11 protein-coding genes are annotated in these 15,411 nt (G+C 73.3%); 5 read left to right on the forward strand and 6 right to left on the reverse strand.

From position 1 onward, the window contains the following. Positions 1–367 precede the first annotated feature (367 nt). Positions 368–964: an NUDIX domain-containing protein gene (locus ACIO3O_RS14690; protein WP_401745294.1), complete on the reverse strand. Its 597-nt coding sequence runs from the start codon at positions 962–964 to the stop codon at positions 368–370. Here ACIO3O_RS14690 and ACIO3O_RS14695 point away from each other — a divergent pair. The 4 genes from ACIO3O_RS14695 to glpK all read left to right on the forward strand — a co-directional run bounded on the left by ACIO3O_RS14695 (position 963) and on the right by glpK (position 4,987). Further along, positions 963–1,769, forward strand: coding sequence for a M15 family metallopeptidase (locus tag ACIO3O_RS14695; protein WP_401745296.1), 807 nt, complete (start codon positions 963–965; stop codon positions 1,767–1,769). The genes ACIO3O_RS14690 and ACIO3O_RS14695 overlap by 2 nt on opposite strands. Before the next feature lie 187 nt (positions 1,770–1,956). After that, on the forward strand, positions 1,957–2,313 hold the full coding sequence (locus ACIO3O_RS14700; protein WP_401745298.1) for an Mpo1-like protein: 357 nt from the start codon (positions 1,957–1,959) through the stop codon (positions 2,311–2,313). A gap of 314 nt (positions 2,314–2,627) precedes the next feature. Next, positions 2,628–3,362, forward strand: a complete 735-nt coding sequence (locus tag ACIO3O_RS14705) for an MIP/aquaporin family protein (protein WP_401745299.1) — start codon at positions 2,628–2,630, stop codon at positions 3,360–3,362. 104 nt (positions 3,363–3,466) lie between these two features. After that, positions 3,467–4,987 (forward strand): glycerol kinase GlpK, encoded by a 1,521-nt coding sequence (glpK, locus tag ACIO3O_RS14710; protein ID WP_401745301.1) that lies wholly within the window; start codon positions 3,467–3,469, stop codon positions 4,985–4,987. Between the two features lie 166 nt (positions 4,988–5,153). Here glpK and ACIO3O_RS14715 read toward each other — a convergent pair whose 3' ends face one another. The 4 genes from ACIO3O_RS14715 to ACIO3O_RS14730 are packed head-to-tail and all read right to left on the reverse strand — an operon-like array spanning position 5,154 to position 9,550. Further along, complete coding sequence (locus ACIO3O_RS14715; RefSeq protein ID WP_401745302.1) at positions 5,154–5,762, reverse strand: GTP-binding protein; 609 nt, start codon at positions 5,760–5,762, stop codon at positions 5,154–5,156. Between the two features lie 52 nt (positions 5,763–5,814). After that, a complete protein-coding gene (locus ACIO3O_RS14720; protein WP_401745304.1) occupies positions 5,815–6,288 on the reverse strand; it encodes a DUF742 domain-containing protein in 474 nt (157 codons plus the stop codon). A gap of 11 nt (positions 6,289–6,299) precedes the next feature. Next, complete coding sequence (locus tag ACIO3O_RS14725; protein WP_189827798.1) at positions 6,300–6,740, reverse strand: roadblock/LC7 domain-containing protein; 441 nt, start codon at positions 6,738–6,740, stop codon at positions 6,300–6,302. Then, the gene (locus ACIO3O_RS14730) at positions 6,737–9,550 is read right to left on the reverse strand and encodes a nitrate- and nitrite sensing domain-containing protein (RefSeq protein ID WP_401745306.1); all 2,814 of its coding nucleotides are present in this window, start codon (positions 9,548–9,550) and stop codon (positions 6,737–6,739) included. The genes ACIO3O_RS14725 and ACIO3O_RS14730 overlap by 4 nt, the downstream gene beginning before the upstream one ends. A gap of 474 nt (positions 9,551–10,024) precedes the next feature. Here ACIO3O_RS14730 and ACIO3O_RS14735 point away from each other — a divergent pair, with 474 nt between their 5' ends. Then, the gene (locus tag ACIO3O_RS14735) at positions 10,025–10,471 is read left to right on the forward strand and encodes a hypothetical protein (RefSeq protein WP_401745308.1); all 447 of its coding nucleotides are present in this window, start codon (positions 10,025–10,027) and stop codon (positions 10,469–10,471) included. A gap of 71 nt (positions 10,472–10,542) precedes the next feature. On the opposite strand, the gene ACIO3O_RS14740 is transcribed toward ACIO3O_RS14735, so the two are convergent. After that, on the reverse strand, positions 10,543–15,411 hold the full coding sequence (locus ACIO3O_RS14740) for a hypothetical protein (protein WP_401745309.1): 4,869 nt from the start codon (positions 15,409–15,411) through the stop codon (positions 10,543–10,545).

Consider the following 15,411-nt stretch of genomic DNA (forward strand, 5'->3'; position numbering starts at 1 on the left):
CGCTGTGCGAAGCGAGCCAGGAGGAAGGGGTTCCGGCGCAGAGGAAGGGGGCTGACTGAACGGCTCCGCTGTAGGGAGCGGGCCCGGAAGCGAAGGCACCGGTGCGGAGGCGCGGCTCGGCGAATCCGCTGTGCGAAGCGAGCCAGGAGGAAGGGGTTCCGGCGCAGAGGAAGGGGGCTGACTGAACGGCTCCGCCGTAGGGAGCGGGCCCGGAAGCGAAGGCATCGGTGCGGAGCGGGCGGCTCGGCGAATCCGCCGCGCGGGCCCGGAGGTGGTGGTTCCGGTGCGGAGGAAGGTGGCGGGTTGAGTGGTTGCTCCCGTGTGGCGTGGTCGGTGACCCGGGGAGGGGTACGCGGCGGCCAAGGGGCTACGGCAGTGGGACCTGGTCGTACTGGCCCGTGAACCAGGCGTGGGCCGCCCGGGTGTGGAGGGGGAAGGCGAGGGGGGCCGGGGAGGAGAGGACGTGCCAGCCGGTGGTTTCGGGGGTGGGGGTCGGGGGTGGGAGTTCCGTGATCTCGCGGGTGGGGAGGAGGCCGAAGAGGAGCAGGTGGTCGGTCGGGGAGCTCAGGGCGTCGGCGAGCCGGACGTCCGCGGCGGCGGCCGGGATGCCGGTCTCCTCGTGGAGTTCGCGGACCACCGCCGCCCGCCAGTCCTCCCCGTGGTCGATGAACCCGCCCGGCAGGGCCACCCCGCCGCGCCCCGGGTCGATGGTGCGGGTGATGACGACGAGTCCGGTGCCCGCCCCGGAACGTACGGGAAGCAGGGCCACCGCCACCGGCAGCGGATTCCGGTAGGCCGTCTCGCCGCAGGCGGTGCAGGTGCGCGGCCAGTCGGACGTGTCCGCGTAGGGGGCGCCGCAGGCGGAGCAGTGGGAGTGGTGGGAGGTCACGGGCCGACTGTAGAGGCGTCGGGTGGGGCGTCGTGGGGTTTTGCCCGCAGTCCTCGGGTGGTAGACGGGGCGCATGAGACGACGAATCGGTTCCGCCCTGTGCGGTCTCGGCGCTGCCGCCCTCGCGCTGTGCACGGTGGCCGCCGCCCCCTCCTCCCCCGCCCGGCCGGAGCCCAAGGCGCCAGAGGCCTTCGTGTCGTTGCGGTCCGTCGACCCGACGATCCTCCAGGACATGCGGTACGCCACCGCGCACACCTTCCTGGGCGAGCGGGTGACCGGCTACCGGCAGCCCGTCTGCCTGCTCACCCGGCCCGCCGCCGAGGCCCTGCGCACGGCGCAGCGGACGCTGTTGCGCCAGGGGCTGAGCCTGAAGGTGTACGACTGCTACCGCCCGCAGCGCACCGTCGACCACTTCGTACGGTGGGCCAAGGACCTGGACGACACGACGATGAAGCGGGAGTTCTATCCGAGAGTCGACAAGTCGAGGCTGTTCGCGGACGGGTACATCGCCGAGAAGTCCGGGCACAGCCGGGGCAGTACGGTCGATCTCACGATCGTGAGGCTGCCCGCCCGGCCCACCCGGCCGTACGTCCCCGGGGAGCGGCTCGTGCCCTGCTTCGCTCCCCAGCAGGAGCGCTTCCGGGACAACTCCCTCGACATGGGCACCGGTTACGACTGCTTCGACACCCTCTCCCACACCGACGACCCCCGCGTCACGGGTGTACAGAAGGCCCATCGGCAGCTGTTGAAGAGGACCCTCGCGGCCCGGGGCTTCACCAACCTCCCGGAGGAGTGGTGGCACTTCACGCACAAGCCCGAGCTCTTCCCCGACACCTACTTCGACTTCCCGGTCTCGAAGCGGTCCCTGAGCAAGCACTGACCGCCACCGGCCCCGCCCCGGGCGCACGAGAACGGGCCGCCAGGACCACCCCCGTCGGCCCCGGCGACCCGCTCTCTCTCCTACCGGACGCCGAATTCCGGTGTCCGGTTCTCCGTATCCGCACCCGGTTCCCCGACGTTGTCCGCACCCGGTTCCCTGGCGTTCCGGATGCGCATACGGTGCCGTCATGCAGCAGACCACCGAGCACACTTTCGACTCGTACGAAGAGTTCTGGCCCTACTACGTGGCGATGCACTCCCGCGCCGCCACCCGCTGGGTCCATCTGACCGGCACTCTGACCGGTCTCGCCGTCGCCGCGTACGGCCTGGCGCGCGGGCGCAGGCGGTACGCGCTCGCGCTTCCGCTGATCGGGTACGGGACGGCCTGGCCCGCCCACTTCCTGATCGAGAAGAACAACCCGGCCACCTTCGGCCACCCCGCCTGGTCGCTGCGCGGCGACACCCAGATGATCCGCATGATGCTCGCGGGGCGCGACGCGGAGCTGGCCGAGACCGCGCAGAAGTGGCTCCCCGAGAACCGCTGAGGCGCTCCGCCGGGACGATCGGGGGCGACCAACTCCCGTTGCTGTCCAGCTCCTTGACGCTCCATCACGGCCGGTGAACACTTCCCGGTGTCAGTCGGCGTCGCCGCACCACCGGCCCCGGCGTGTGCGGTGCTCCGCCGCGCCGTGCCCTCCCCCACCGGCGGTCCCGACCGGCCCGGCAGCACGCTCGCCGCAGGCCCCGGGTGGGGGAACGGGAACTCCTGCCTCCGGCTCCGCGGCCTTCGTCGCCGGGTACGCGCCCTGCACTCAAGGACCGGGGTCAGCCCCGGGCGACGCCGAGGAGCCGCCGTACCATGACGAGTTGGAGCAACTGGGAAGTCTTCCGGGGTGAGTTGATCGGCACGGCGATCCTCATCCTGTTCGGCGCGGGCGTGTGCGCCGCCGTCACGCTCAGATTCTCCAAGGCGAGGGCCTCGGGCTGGGTGGTCATCGCGTTCGGCTGGGGATTCGGGGTGCTGGCCGGTGCGTACACCGCGGCCCCGCTGTCCGGCGGGCACCTGAATCCGGCGGTGACCCTGGGCATCGCCATCGACAGCGGCAAGTGGAGCCAGGTCTGGGTGTACGTGCTCGGGCAGATGATCGGCGCGATGATCGGCGCCGTGCTGGCCTGGCTGGTCTACTACGCGCAGTTCGCCGCCAACAAGGACACCGCGGAGGCGACCCCGACGCTGGGGATCTTCTCCACCATCCCGGAGATCCGGAATCCGGTCGCCAACGTCATGACCGAGGCCATCGCGACGTTCGCGCTGGTCCTGCCCGTTCTGGCGTTCGGCGGGACCAAGGGGCTGGGCGTTTCCGGAACGCAGACGCTGATCGTGGTGTTCCTGGTCGTCGGCATCGGTCTGTCCCTCGGCGGCCCGACGGGGTACGCCATCAACCCGGCCCGTGACCTCGGGCCCCGGCTCGTGCACGCGATCCTGCCGATCCCGAACAAGGGCACGTCCGACTGGGGTTACGCGTGGGTGCCGATCGTGGGCCCGCTCGTCGGCGGCGCACTGGGCGGGCTCGTCCACCACCTGGCCTTCTGAACCGGGCGAACTCGTCCACCACCCGGCCTTCCGCACCGGGCCGGCTCGTCCACCACCCGGCCTTCCGCATCATCTCCAGCCATCTGCTTGAGCGAGGGGACCTCATGACCGACAGCAGCGAGAAGTTCGTCGCGGCGATCGACCAGGGCACCACGTCCAGCCGCTGCATCATCTTCGACCACGGCGGCGCGATCGTCGCCGTCGACCAGCGCGAGCACCGCCAGATCTTCCCCAAGCCGGGCTGGGTGGAGCACGACGCCACCGAGATCTGGTCGAAGGTGCAGGCGGTCGTGGCGGGAGCGCTCGCCAAGGCCGGGATGCGCGCCGAGCAGCTCAGCGCGCTGGGCATCACCAACCAGCGCGAGACGACGGTGCTGTGGGACCGGGCGACCGGCAAGCCGGTGCACAACGCGATCGTCTGGCAGGACACCCGTACCTCCGCCCTGTGCACCGAGCTCGGCGGCTCCGACGGGCAGGACCGGTTCCGCGACAAGACCGGTCTGCCGCTGGCCAGTTACTTCTCCGGCCCCAAGGCGGCCTGGCTGCTCGACAACGTACCCGGACTGCGCCGTCGCGCCGAGCGCGGTGAGATCGCCTTCGGCACCATCGACTCCTGGCTGATCTGGAACCTCACCGGCGGCACCCAGGGCGGCGTCCACGTCACGGACGTCACCAACGCGGGCCGCACGATGCTGATGAACCTCCAGACCCTCCAGTGGGACCCGGAGATCCTCTCCGCGATGCGGGTCCCCGAGGCCGTGCTGCCCGAGATCAAGTCGTCCGCCGAGGTGTACGGGACGGCCGTGGGCCAGCTCGCGGGCGTTCCGGTGGCCTCGGCGCTGGGCGACCAGCAGGCGGCGGTGTTCGGGCAGGCCTGCTACGACACGGGGACGGCCAAGAACACGTACGGGACGGGCAGCTTCCTGCTCCTCAACACCGGGAACCGGCCCGTGCCGTCGAAGAACGGGCTGCTCACCACCATGGGCTACAAGATCGGGAGCGAGGCCCCGGTGTACTGCCTGGAGGGGTCGATCGCGATCACGGGCGCGCTGGTGCAGTGGTTCCGCGACCAGCTCGGCATCATCCGCAGCGCCGACGAGATCGAACCCCTCGCCGCGAGCGTGGAGGACAACGGCGGGGCGTACATCGTCCCGGCGTTCTCCGGTCTGTACGCGCCCTACTGGCGGGCCGACGCGCGCGGGGTGATCACCGGGCTGACCCGGTACGTCACCAAGGCGCATCTGGCGCGGGCGGTGCTGGAGGCGACGAGCTGGCAGACCCGTGAGGTCGTGGACGCCATGTACCAGGACTCGGGGGTGCGGATCAGCACGCTGAAGGTCGACGGCGGAATGACCGGCAACAACCTCCTGATGCAGCATCAGGCGGACGTGCTGGACGTGCCGGTGATCCGGCCGAAGGTGTCCGAGACGACGTGTCTGGGCGCCGCCTACGCGGCCGGTCTGGCGACCGGGGTGTGGTCGGACCTGGACGAGCTGAAGGCGCACTGGCAGCGCGACGCGGAGTGGACGCCACGCATGAAGGCGCCGGAGCGCGAGCGCGAGTACCGGAATTGGCGCAAGGCCGTGGAACGCAGCTTCGGCTGGCAGCAGGACGGACAGGAGTAACCAGCACTACGATCGACCTCGCGACGCGTTGTGCCGTACCGCCGTCGAACGACCGCGTCGCGCGGGAGGGGCAACTGCCGCGGTCCGCACCCCAGTCGGCGGGGGTGCGGGCCGCTTCGCGGTCCCGGCCTGCTGTGGATCTCGTACGGCGCTGCGACCTGCGGCGCTACGAGGTGGCGGCCGCGCGGCGGCGGCTCGCGGAGACCTCCAGGGCGTGCTCCACGACACCGATCAGCACGTCCTTGGCGGACTCCCGGTCGCGGGCGTCGCACAGCATCACCGGCACGTCGGGGTCGAGGTCGAGGGCGGCGGCGACGGACTCGGCGGCGTGCCGGGGTGCTCCGTCGAAGCAGTTGACCGCGACCGTGAACGGAATCTCGCGGCGCTCGAAGTAGTCGACGGCGGCGAAGCAGTCCTCCAGGCGGCGGGTGTCCGCGAGGACCACCGCGCCGAGGGCGCCCTGCGCCAGCTCGTCCCACAGGAACCAGAAGCGGTCCTGTCCCGGCGTGCCGAAGAGGTACAGCACGAGGTCCTCGCGCAGGGTGATGCGGCCGAAGTCCATGGCGACGGTGGTGGTCGTCTTGGACTCGACGCCGTGGGTGTCGTCCACGGGCCGCCCCGCCTCGCTGAGGGTCTCCTCGGTGCGCAGGGGCCGGATCTCGCTGACCGCGCCGACCAGGGTGGTCTTGCCCACCCCGAATCCGCCGGCGACGAGGATCTTGAGCGTCACCGGCTCCACGGGCCGCTGCTTGCGGCTGGAACGCCCGAAAACCATGGCTGGTCTTTTCTCCCGATCTCGCTGCGGCCCGGAGTTCCGGACCGGCTTCTCAGAGCGCCCTGAGCCCGTCGATGACTTCGCGCAGCAGGCTCTCGTCCGGCAGCTCCGCGGGTTCCACCGGCCGGGTGACGTGGACGAGTTGCTCCTCGACCAGGTCGCCGACCAGGACGCGTACGACGCCGACGGGCAGGTCGAGTGTGGCGGCCAGTTCGGCGATGGACTGCGGGTTGTCCTGGCACAGCTGCACGATCTCGACGTGCTCGGGGGCGAGGGTGTGATCGCCGTCCGGGTCGTCGGCCGCCGGTTCCGGGATGACGATCGCGATCAGGTCGAGCCGGTGGCGGGTCGCACTGCTGGTGCGGCCCCGGGTCATGGCGTACGGGCGTACGACGGGCCCCGCGTCGGCGTCGAAGAAGTGCGCGTCCTGCCGGCGTGCGCCGGGGACCGCGCGCCCGCGGGCGGCGGTCTCGCGCTGCTGGCTCCTGGGGGTGCCCGCGCTCCTGGGACTGCCTGCGTCGTTCATCCCGGCTCCGCTCACCCGTTGACCGGCAGGCCGGTCCGGGGGGCGGTCCCCAGGTGGGCGCCGACGCGCTTGACCATGAGCGTCATCTCGTACGCGACCTGGCCGACGTCGGAGTCGGCGTCGGCCAGCACGGCGAGGCAGCTGCCGTCGCCGGCGGCCGTGACGAACAGGAAGGCGTCGTCGAGTTCCACGACGGTCTGGCGGACCCGGCCGGCCTCGAAGTGGCTGCCGACGCCCTTGGCGAGGCTGTGGAAGCCGGACGCGACGGCGGCGAGGTGCTCGCCGTCCTCCCTGGTCAGGGACTGCGAGGCGCCGGTGGGCAGGCCGTCGCTGGACAGGACCAGGGCCTTGCGGATGGCCCGGACCCGGTCGACGAGGTCGTCCAGGAGCCAGTTGAGCTCGCCGGAACCCCGGCCCGAGGCGTTGTGTGCTGCGGCGTTCGGTGCGGTCATCGACCGTCTCCCTCTGCTGTCGTTCCTGGTGCCGTCTCGGCCTGGTCGGCTGGTGTCGTGCCCGTCGTCGGTACGGTCGCGGGCCGGTCGGCGTCGGTGGATTCGGCCTCGTTGTGGCGGCGGCCGCGCTGCCAGCCGCGCTGGAGGGAGGCCATCCTGCTGCGCACTTCCTCGGCGTCGCGCTCCGGCTCCGGGTCGACGGGCGGGCGGGCGGTCTCGGCGGTACGGGAGGCCTCGCCCTCCTTCTTGAGCTGTGGGGCGAGGCTGGCCTGGCGGACGCGGCGCGGGAGGGCGCCGGGGGCCGACGCTTCCTCGGTGTCCGTGGTCGCGGCGGGCTGCTGCCGGGTGCGTGGGCCCGTGGGGGGCTGCTGCTGGGTGCGCGGACCCGGGGCGGGCTGCTCGCGCGGGCCGACGCGGCGGCCGTGTTCGGCGACCAGGGACGGCTTGCGGCGGGGCAGCGGCACGGGCGCGTCCGGGCGGACCGCGTCGGTGCCGTCCCGGGCGGGTTCGGCGGCCTGCTGGTGCTGCACGCGGGCGGCCTCCGCGATCCGGGGGCGGGGCGCGCCCTTGCGGCCGCCCTGGGGGAGGTCGGCGGCGGAGCGGCCCCGGGGCCGCTCCTGGCCCTTGTGGGGCTGGTCCAGGCCGCGGGCCCGGAAGATGCCGCCGCGTTCGCTCTCGGTGTCCTCCAGGTCGCCCAGGAGGCCGCCGTGCGCGGTGGTGCCGAGGGTGGGTGCGGGTTCCAGGCCCAGGGTGCCGAGCGGGGCCTCCAGTTCGACGGGGCCGTCGAGCACGGGCCGGGGCGTGGGGGTGCGGCCGACGGCGCTGAGGTTCTGGCGGCGGCCGGCGCCGGTGGGTTCGTCGGCGCGGCCGCGCTCGGGGGCGTGGTCGACGGTGAAGCCGCCGCCCTCCGTGTCGGGGGCCTCGGTGAGGAGGGCCGCCGGGATGAACACGACGGCGGTGGTTCCTCCGTACGGCGACTGCTGGAGGGAGACGCGGACGTTCTGCCGCTGGGCGAGCCGGCTGACCACGAAGAGGCCGAGCCGGTCGGTGTCGGAGAGTTCGAACTCGGGGGTCTCGGCGAGCCGGAGGTTGGCGTCGAGGAGGACGTCGGTGGCCATGCCCAGGCCCCGGTCGTGGATCTCCAGGGTGAAGCCGTTGGCGACGCGCTCGCCGAGCACCTGCACGGCGGTGTGCGGGGGCGAGAACACCGTGGCGTTCTCCAGGAGTTCGGCGATGAGGTGCGTGAGGTCGGCGACGGCCGGGCCGCCGACGCCGATCCGCGGCAGCCGTCTGACCTCGATGCGCTCGTAGTCCTCGACCTCGGCGACGGCCGCCCGTACGACGTCCATCAGCTGCACGGGCTTGCGCCACTGGCGGGACGGGGCGGCCCCGGAGAGGATCACCAGGCCCTCGGCGTGGCGGCGCATGCGGGTGGTGAGGTGGTCGAGGCGGAAGAGGTCGGCGAGCTCGTCGGTGTCCTCGGTGCGGCGCTCCATGGTGTCCAGGAGCGTCAACTGACGGTGCAGCAGCACCTGGTTGCGGCGGGCGAGGTTGACGAAGACCTCGGAGACGCCGCGGCGCATCTCGGCCTGGCGCACGGCGGACTCGACGGCGGCCCGCTGGAGGGTGTTGAGGGCCTGGCCGACCTGGCCCATCTCGTCCTTCTCGTAACTGAGGCGCGGCGCCTCGGTCTCGACGTCGACGGTCTCGCCCGCGGCGAGGCGGCGCATCACGGCGGGCAGGCGCACGCCGGAGGCCTCGTGGGCCTCCTTGCGGAGCCGGTTCAGGTCACGGACCAGGGAGCGGCCGATGCGTACGGAGACCACGACGGAGACGATCAGGGCGAGGAAGCCCAGGACCCCGGCGGCGCCCGCCTTGAGGAGCACGTTGAACGCCACGGGCTCGACGCGGTCCTGGTAGTTGTCGCTGGCCTCGGTGCCCCGGCGGGCGAGGCTGATCAGGACGGGCGGTGCGGCGTCCTTCCAGGTCTGCTCGCTGACGGCGGTGGGCCGCTTGGTGGCGCCCTGCTCCAGGAGTTGCTTCTCGGCGGCGCGCAGGGGGGCGGTGTCGGGGCCGTTCCACAGCTTGTCGTAGGCCTCGCGCTCGAACGCGGGGAGCTGTTCCAGGCTGGTGTTGTACAGGATGTCGCGGCCCGCTATCAGCCCGGTGAGGGTGCGTATCTCGTCGGCGGTGATCTGTCCGGCGACCAGGGCGGAGGCGATCAGGGCGTCCTCGCGGGCGACGAGTTCGCGGGCCCGGGTGGCGCCGACGAGGGCGCGGCCCTGCTTGTCCATCTCCACGTCGCGCACCACGTGCAGGTTCGCGAGGAAGGTGTGGCAGGGGTCGACGAGCATGTTGTAGCGGGAGAGGGCTTCCTTGCGGGTGATGGTGCTGCTCTGGACCTGCCGGCGCAGCGGCGGGAGGGTGTCGAACGCGGCGAGGACGGAGGTCAGGCGGTTCGCCGACTGCTCGTTCAACTCGCCCACGATGGCCGGGTCCTTGGCGCTCCTGCGCAGCTTCGCGAGGGCGGCGTCGGTGGCGCTGCGCCTGGTGGTGAGGTCGGTGAGCGCCTCGGAGCCGCGTTCGTCGGCGAGGTAGACGAGGGTCTGGCGGCGTTCCGCCTGCAGGACCTGGACGGCGTCCTCGACGGGCGAGCCGATCTTCTCCACGACGTAGGAGACCTCGAGGAGTTCGCTCGCCTCGCGTCCGGTCAGGACGGTGGCGAAGCCCCAGAGGGCGGTGAGGGAGACGAGCGGCACCAGCAGCAACGCCACGATCTTCCGGCGGATGGACTTCCCGCGAAAGCGCATGGCCTCCCCCAGCTCAACCCCGCGCGGCGGGGTGGTGTTTCCGTCTCGTCGGGCGCTCCGCGGTGGCCCGTTCCCTGCCTTTCGTCAACGCGAAGCGTCAACAAACGGCGTGAGCCTACTACTGCCCCACGGGCAACTCGAAGACACGTCCGGTCGATTTTCGGCCGCCGCATCGAGACGTGATCATGACTTGTCCTGGAATCACGGGAGTTGAATACCGTGCCTGTGGCACAGGACACCCGACGGAACGTCTCACTCCGCACCTTCGGGGATGGCTGGAAGTGTTCGTTCCGTGTCCGACTCGTGGGAATCTTTCGGGCCGCATGCTCGTCCTTGTGTACGGGGAGACGAAGGGGAGCGGGAGCCGACTGCGTGAAGCGGCACAAGCCGGGCAGTCACTCTCGAAGGCGTGTATTCCGGGCCTGAGGTGATCGGTGCATTCCGGGCCCGGGGGTGAACGGTGGGGAGTGGGTCATGAAGACGCAGGAGCGTCCGGGTCCGGCGGACCGGGACGGGGGGCAGGAGGGGCCGCGGCCCCTGTGGGTGGAGGAACCCGCGGTGCGGTGGCGGCTGCCCGACCCGGTGCGTACGTCGGCGGTGCGGGCGGTGATCATCGTGTCGCTGACGCTGACGCAGGCGATGGTGGCGTTCCTGTGCACGCTGGCGGGGTCCTGGCTGGCGTTCCCGATGGTGCTGAGCACCGTGGCGAGCACGGTGGCGTCGACCTGGGGCGTGCTGGACGTGTGGATCACCCGGCAGGTGTGGAACCAGCGCATGGGTGTGGTGTCCGTGCCGAGCAGTACGGCCCGTCAGTTGCGGCGTGAGCGCCGCAGGGCGCGGCGCGCGGCGCGCAAGGACGAGCGAATACGGGACCGGGGGCCGCGGGGTCACCGGGGGTCGGGGCGGTTGTCGCAGGCCTGAGCCTCGTACTGGGAGTGCCGCTCCGGCGCTTCCGGGGGAACGGCGTGGGCCGCCGCTCCCCCGTGACAGTCCTACTCCGCCTGCGTCTCGTCCGTCGGCGTCCGGCGGAACATCCGGGTCGCGGTGATCTCACCGTGGATGGTCTCGCCCTCGGTGCTCTGCTGCGGCAGCCCGGGACGCAGGTGCTCCTCGACGCTGATGTACTTCAGGCCCGCCCTGAGGTCGGCGTCGTTGCGCAGCCGGATGACCAGCGGGAACTCGGCCAGAGCGGTCGTGTCGAACAGGCCGGTCGTGTAGAGGAGCTGCACACCGAGCGCGTCGGACACGGCCCGCTGGAGTTCCAGCAGGTACGTGGCGTTGGCGCGCCCGATCGGGTTGTCGAGGAAGAGCGTGCCGGCGTGCCGGTGCTTGTCGCGGCCCCGGTCGTTGCTGCGCAGCGCGGCCATCGTGCAGTACAGGGCGATGGCGGCGGTGAGCAGCTGGCCGCCGGAGAAGACGTCGCCCATCTGCCCGACCGGCACCCGCTCGGCGCGCAGCACCGCGTCCGGCTTGAGGATCTCCACCGCGATGCCCTTGGGTTCCAGGGCCGCCTGGACGCCGCGCAGCAGCAGCGACATTCCGTCGCGTCGCATGTCGGAGTTCTTCTTCACCGCGGCCCGGGTCGCCTCGTCGACGACCTCGCCGAGCCGCTCCACGAGGGTGGCCTGATCGGGCTCCTCGAAGCGGATGCGCAGGAACTCCTGCCCCGACCACTCCCCCAGCCCCTCGGGCAGCTGCGAGAGCCGCTGCGCCGAGCGGAGTGTAGCGAGCGCGGATTCCACGAGCCCGCGCAGCCGGTCCACGATGCTGTCGCGGTTGCGCTCCAGCTGCGCCAACTCGTCGGTGAGGACGCGCAGTCGGGGCGCGAAGGCCGCCTCCCACGCGGCCGCGTGCTCGGGCAGCGAGGCCGCGGGCAGTTCCCGGATCTGCTGGCGGGCGGGGGTGCGCACCTGCTCGTAGCGGGTGGCGTTCGCATGCCGTACGAGGACGTCGCTCGCCTCGCGGACGGCGGCCTCGGCGGCGGACAGGTCGCCCGCGCAGCCGCGCAGGGAGCGCCGGGCCTCGGCGGCGGAGTGGCGGGCCTCCTCCAGGGTGCCGGGGTAGGGCTCGGGGTTCTCCTGGCCCTCCTCGTCCTGGTGGTGGTCGCGGAGCAGGTCGCGCAGGAGGGCTGCGGTCTCGTCGAAGCCCCCGGCGGCGTCCTCGGCGGCGCGGTGCGCGTGCAGGAGTTCGCCGTGCGCGGCGCGGGCGGTCTCCAACGCGGCGGTACGGGAGGCCAGTTCGCCGGTGGCGGTGCGCAGCAGGGTCTGCGCGTGCTCGGCGTCGGAGGGGACGAGGTCGTCGGCCAGCTCGGTGTGCGACGCGCCGTCCTCGGGGGCCAGGCGTTCGGCCTCGCCGCGCAGGCGGCCGAGCTGCTCGCTGGCGGTGGACGCCCGGGTCTCCAGGGTCTGGACCAGGGATTCGGCGCGGGCGGCGGCGGCCTGCCGGGAGGGACCGTCGGCGCCGTCGTTGCTCTCCAGGAGCTGCCCGGCCCGGTTGCGGACCTTGTTGGTGAGCCGGTTGAGCTCGGCGAGGGCGGCGCTCTCGTCGCTCTCCGCGCGAGCCTGCTCGGCGCGCAGGTCGGCGCCGACGCCCACCTTCTCGTACAGCTGGGAGGCGGCCCGGTAGGCCTCGCGCAGCGCGGGCAGTGCCGCGCGTGGGGCGTCCGGGTCGGGCTCGGGCAGCGTCTCGGGCGCGCCCGCGATCTCGGCGCGCTCGGCGCGCAGGGTGCGGGAGGTGCGGTGGGCGTCGTCGGCGGTGCGCTGAGCGGTGCGGCGGTCCTCGTCGGCGGCCTTGGCGCGCTCCAGGAAGGTGGCGGCGCGGGCCTCCGACTCGGCGGCCTCGTCGGCGAGTTCGCGCAGCTTGGCCTGCCATCCGGCGCGTTCGCGCAGCCGGTGGGCGAGTCCGGCGAGCGCGTCGGCGACCCGGCGGGCGCGCTGGGCGGCGTCCTGGCGCTCGTCGCGCACGCGGGCGGCGTCGGCGGCGGCCTCGTCGGCCTCGGCCCGTACCGTACGGGCTTCGGCGAGGACGGCCTCGGCGGCCTCGGCTGCTTCGCGGGCGGTGGCGGCGGCCTCGGCCAGCTCGGCGAGCATGCCGGGCGGGCAGTCCTCGCGCCACGAGCCGAGCCGGGCGGACAGGGTGCGGTCGCCGGTCAGGCGGGCGGCGAGGGTGCGGATCTCCTCGTCGCGGGCGGCGGCCCGCTCGCGCAGCGCGTGGCGCTCCTCGTCGGCGGCGTGCTCGTCGTGCATGGCCGGGTTCGGCGGTACGAGGAAGACCGCGCACGGGTCGGCGGAGTCGCTGGTGCCCGGCACGGGTGCGAGCAGCGCGGACGCCGTGCCGACGGCGACGGCGGAACGCGGCAGCAGGGCCGCGCCCGCCAGTGCCTCACGGGCCCGGGCGTGCGAGGCGGGGTCGGTGATGACCACGCCGTCGACCAGCTCCGGGCGGGCGGCGAGGACGGCCGCGTGGTCGGCGGGGTCGACGGCCTGGGCCAGGTAGCGCCAGCCGGGCAGGGCCGGGATGCCGTGTTCGCCGAGGTATTCGACGGTGGCCAGGACGTCGGGGCTGGGCGGCAGGAGGCCGCCGTCGCCGAGTGCGCCGAGGATGCGGGAGTCGTCCGCGGCGGCGGTGCGCAGCTCGAACAGCTGGCGTTCGGCGGCAGTGACGCCCCGGTCCAGGAGGGCGAGCAGTTCCTCGGCGTTGCGGTCCAGCTCCTCGACGGTGAGGGGGCCTTCGGCGGCGGGGCGCGGGGTGCGGCGGGTACGTGTGGCCGTGGCGGTGGCGGACCGCCGGGTGCCGTCGGAGGCGGAGCGCTGGGCGCCGAGGGCGGAGCCCGGCGCGGACTCGGCGCGGGCTCCGGTACCGCTGGCTCCGCCCGTGCCGTCGCCGTGCGGCGCGCCGTCGGCGGGGGTCGCGCCCGACGTCGTACCGGAGGCACTTGATCCGTATGCGCCCGGCTCGTCGGAGCTGCGCGGCTGCGGGAAGCCGGAACCGGGCTCCGCGCCGGAGGGTGCGCCTGCGGTCGGCAGGCTGAGCAGCTCCGCGAGGCGCTCCTCCGCCGCGATGGAGGCGGCGGCCCGGTGCTCGGCCTCGTACGCGGCGGTGGCGGCCTGGGCGGCGTCGGCCGCACGGGCGGCGGTGAGTTCGGCGCGGGTGTCCTCGGCGGCGGCCTCCCGGGCCCGGTCCGCCGTCGTACGGGCGGCCTCGCGCGCGGTGTCCCAGGCGGCGACGGCGGCCTTCTCGGCGTCGTTGGCGGCGAGGGCGGCGCGTGCCGGGTCGGCGTCGGGCGCGGTGTCGTCGAGCCAGCCGGCCCGTACCGCTTCGCCCGTCTCCTGCTCGACCTCGGCGAGGCGCTGGCGCAGGTGGCCGATCTCGCTGCGGGCGCGCTGCGCCTCGGTGGCGGCGACGGTCGCGTCGCGGTGGGCGGCCTCCCCCGCCTCCTGGAGGGCGGCGGAGCGTTCCTCCTGCTCGGCGGCGACCCGCTCGCCGTCCTCGGCGGCGCTGTGCAGTGCTCGTACGAGATCGACGGCGGCGGTGGCGCGGGCGGCCAGCGCGGGGGCGGCGTCGCGCTCGGCGTCGCGGATGGCGACGGCGACGCGCGCGGACCGGTCGGCGGCGGCGCGGTGGCGCAGCACGGCCTCGGCGGCCTGCCAGGCCGAGTGCAGGGTGCGCGCGTCGGCGAGCTCCTTGCGCTGGGCGGCGGCGCTCTTCTCGGCGGCGGCCAGCGACAACGAGGCGTGCCGGTAGGCCAGTTCGGCGGAGATCAGGGCACTGTGACCGCGGGCCGTCTCGGCCTGGGTGACGGTGTGCGCGGCGGACGCCACCTGTTGCGCGAGTTCTGCCGTACGACCACGTTCTTCGGCGGCGCGGGCGGAGAGGCGGCGCGACAGCGTGCGGGTGCGGCGTTCGGCGCCGCTGTGGATGTCGCGGGCCCGCGCGCGGGTGTCGGCGGCCTCGACGATGCGGCCGAGGAGGTCCACGGACCCGGCCGTGAAGTCGCGTTCGGCCATCAGCTCGGCACGGCGGCCCAGCTTGTTGCCGAAGCCGTGCACCAGGTCGGCGAGGCCGTCGGTGTCGCGGGTGTCGGTGACGGCGCGCAGCAGGAGGTCGGTGAAGTCGGAGTCCTTCTTGACCGCGAAGAGGCCGGCGGCCTCGCCCTCGTCGGCGTTCATCTCGCGCTGGTAGCGGAAGAGTTCGGGGTCGAGGCCGAGCTCGGTGAGGTGCTCGTTCCAGCGGTCGTGGATCTCTTCCCAGTGGATGTCGAGGTGGGGGTAGGACTTGCCCGCCTCGGTGATCGCGTCGCGGAAGCCCTTCATGGTGCGGCGGCGGCCCTGCGCACCGGACGCGCCCTCGACGGGGCGGCGGACGGCGGTGGACTCGGCGACGGGGAGGTTGTCCAGGCTGAGACCGGGGCCGGGGCGGAAGGAGTACCAGGCCTCGGCGAACTTGCGCGGGTCGTTGGAGACCTGGCGGCCGCGCCACTCGCTGACCTTGCCGACGACGACGCACTCGCCGGTGAGGGTGTGCTGCCACTCCAGGGCGACGTGCCCGCAGTCGTCGGCGAGCAGGAATTTGCGCAGCACGCCGGAGCTGGCGCCGCCGAGGGTGTTGCGGTGGCCCGGGAGCATCACCGAGAAGATCAGCTTGAGCAGGACGGACTTGCCGCCGCCGTTCTCCAGGAAGAGCACACCTGCGGGGGCGGGGCGGCGCGGCGGGCCGACCGGCTCCTCCTCGAAGAACTCCGCCTGGGTGGGTGCGGGGTTCGGCACGGGCGCACCGACGCCGCGCAGGTCGAGGACGGTGTCGGCGTAGCGCGCTCCGGCGGGGCCGATGGAGTACAGGCGTACCCGGGACAACTCGTACAT

The sequence above is a fragment of the Streptomyces sp. NPDC087440 genome, from assembly GCF_044744005.1.
Lineage (GTDB): Bacteria > Actinomycetota > Actinomycetes > Streptomycetales > Streptomycetaceae > Streptomyces.

Bases quoted from the DNA above. Each gene is read 5' to 3' on its own strand.
- ACIO3O_RS14740 (WP_401745309.1), bottom strand. From the start codon at position 15,411: ATGTACGAGTTGTCCCGGGTACGCCTGTACTCCATCGGCCCCGCCGGA.
- ACIO3O_RS14700 (WP_401745298.1), top strand. From the start codon at position 1,957: ATGCAGCAGACCACCGAGCACACTTTCGACTCGTACGAAGAGTTCTGG.
- glpK (WP_401745301.1), top strand. From the start codon at position 3,467: ATGACCGACAGCAGCGAGAAGTTCGTCGCGGCGATCGACCAGGGCACC.
- ACIO3O_RS14720 (WP_401745304.1), bottom strand. From the start codon at position 6,288: ATGAACGACGCAGGCAGTCCCAGGAGCGCGGGCACCCCCAGGAGCCAG.
- ACIO3O_RS14715 (WP_401745302.1), bottom strand. From the start codon at position 5,762: ATGGTTTTCGGGCGTTCCAGCCGCAAGCAGCGGCCCGTGGAGCCGGTG.
- ACIO3O_RS14690 (WP_401745294.1), bottom strand. From the start codon at position 964: ATGCGCCCCGTCTACCACCCGAGGACTGCGGGCAAAACCCCACGACGC.
- ACIO3O_RS14695 (WP_401745296.1), top strand. From the start codon at position 963: ATGAGACGACGAATCGGTTCCGCCCTGTGCGGTCTCGGCGCTGCCGCC.
- ACIO3O_RS14705 (WP_401745299.1), top strand. From the start codon at position 2,628: ATGACGAGTTGGAGCAACTGGGAAGTCTTCCGGGGTGAGTTGATCGGC.
- ACIO3O_RS14735 (WP_401745308.1), top strand. From the start codon at position 10,025: ATGAAGACGCAGGAGCGTCCGGGTCCGGCGGACCGGGACGGGGGGCAG.
- ACIO3O_RS14730 (WP_401745306.1), bottom strand. From the start codon at position 9,550: ATGCGCTTTCGCGGGAAGTCCATCCGCCGGAAGATCGTGGCGTTGCTG.
- ACIO3O_RS14725 (WP_189827798.1), bottom strand. From the start codon at position 6,740: ATGACCGCACCGAACGCCGCAGCACACAACGCCTCGGGCCGGGGTTCC.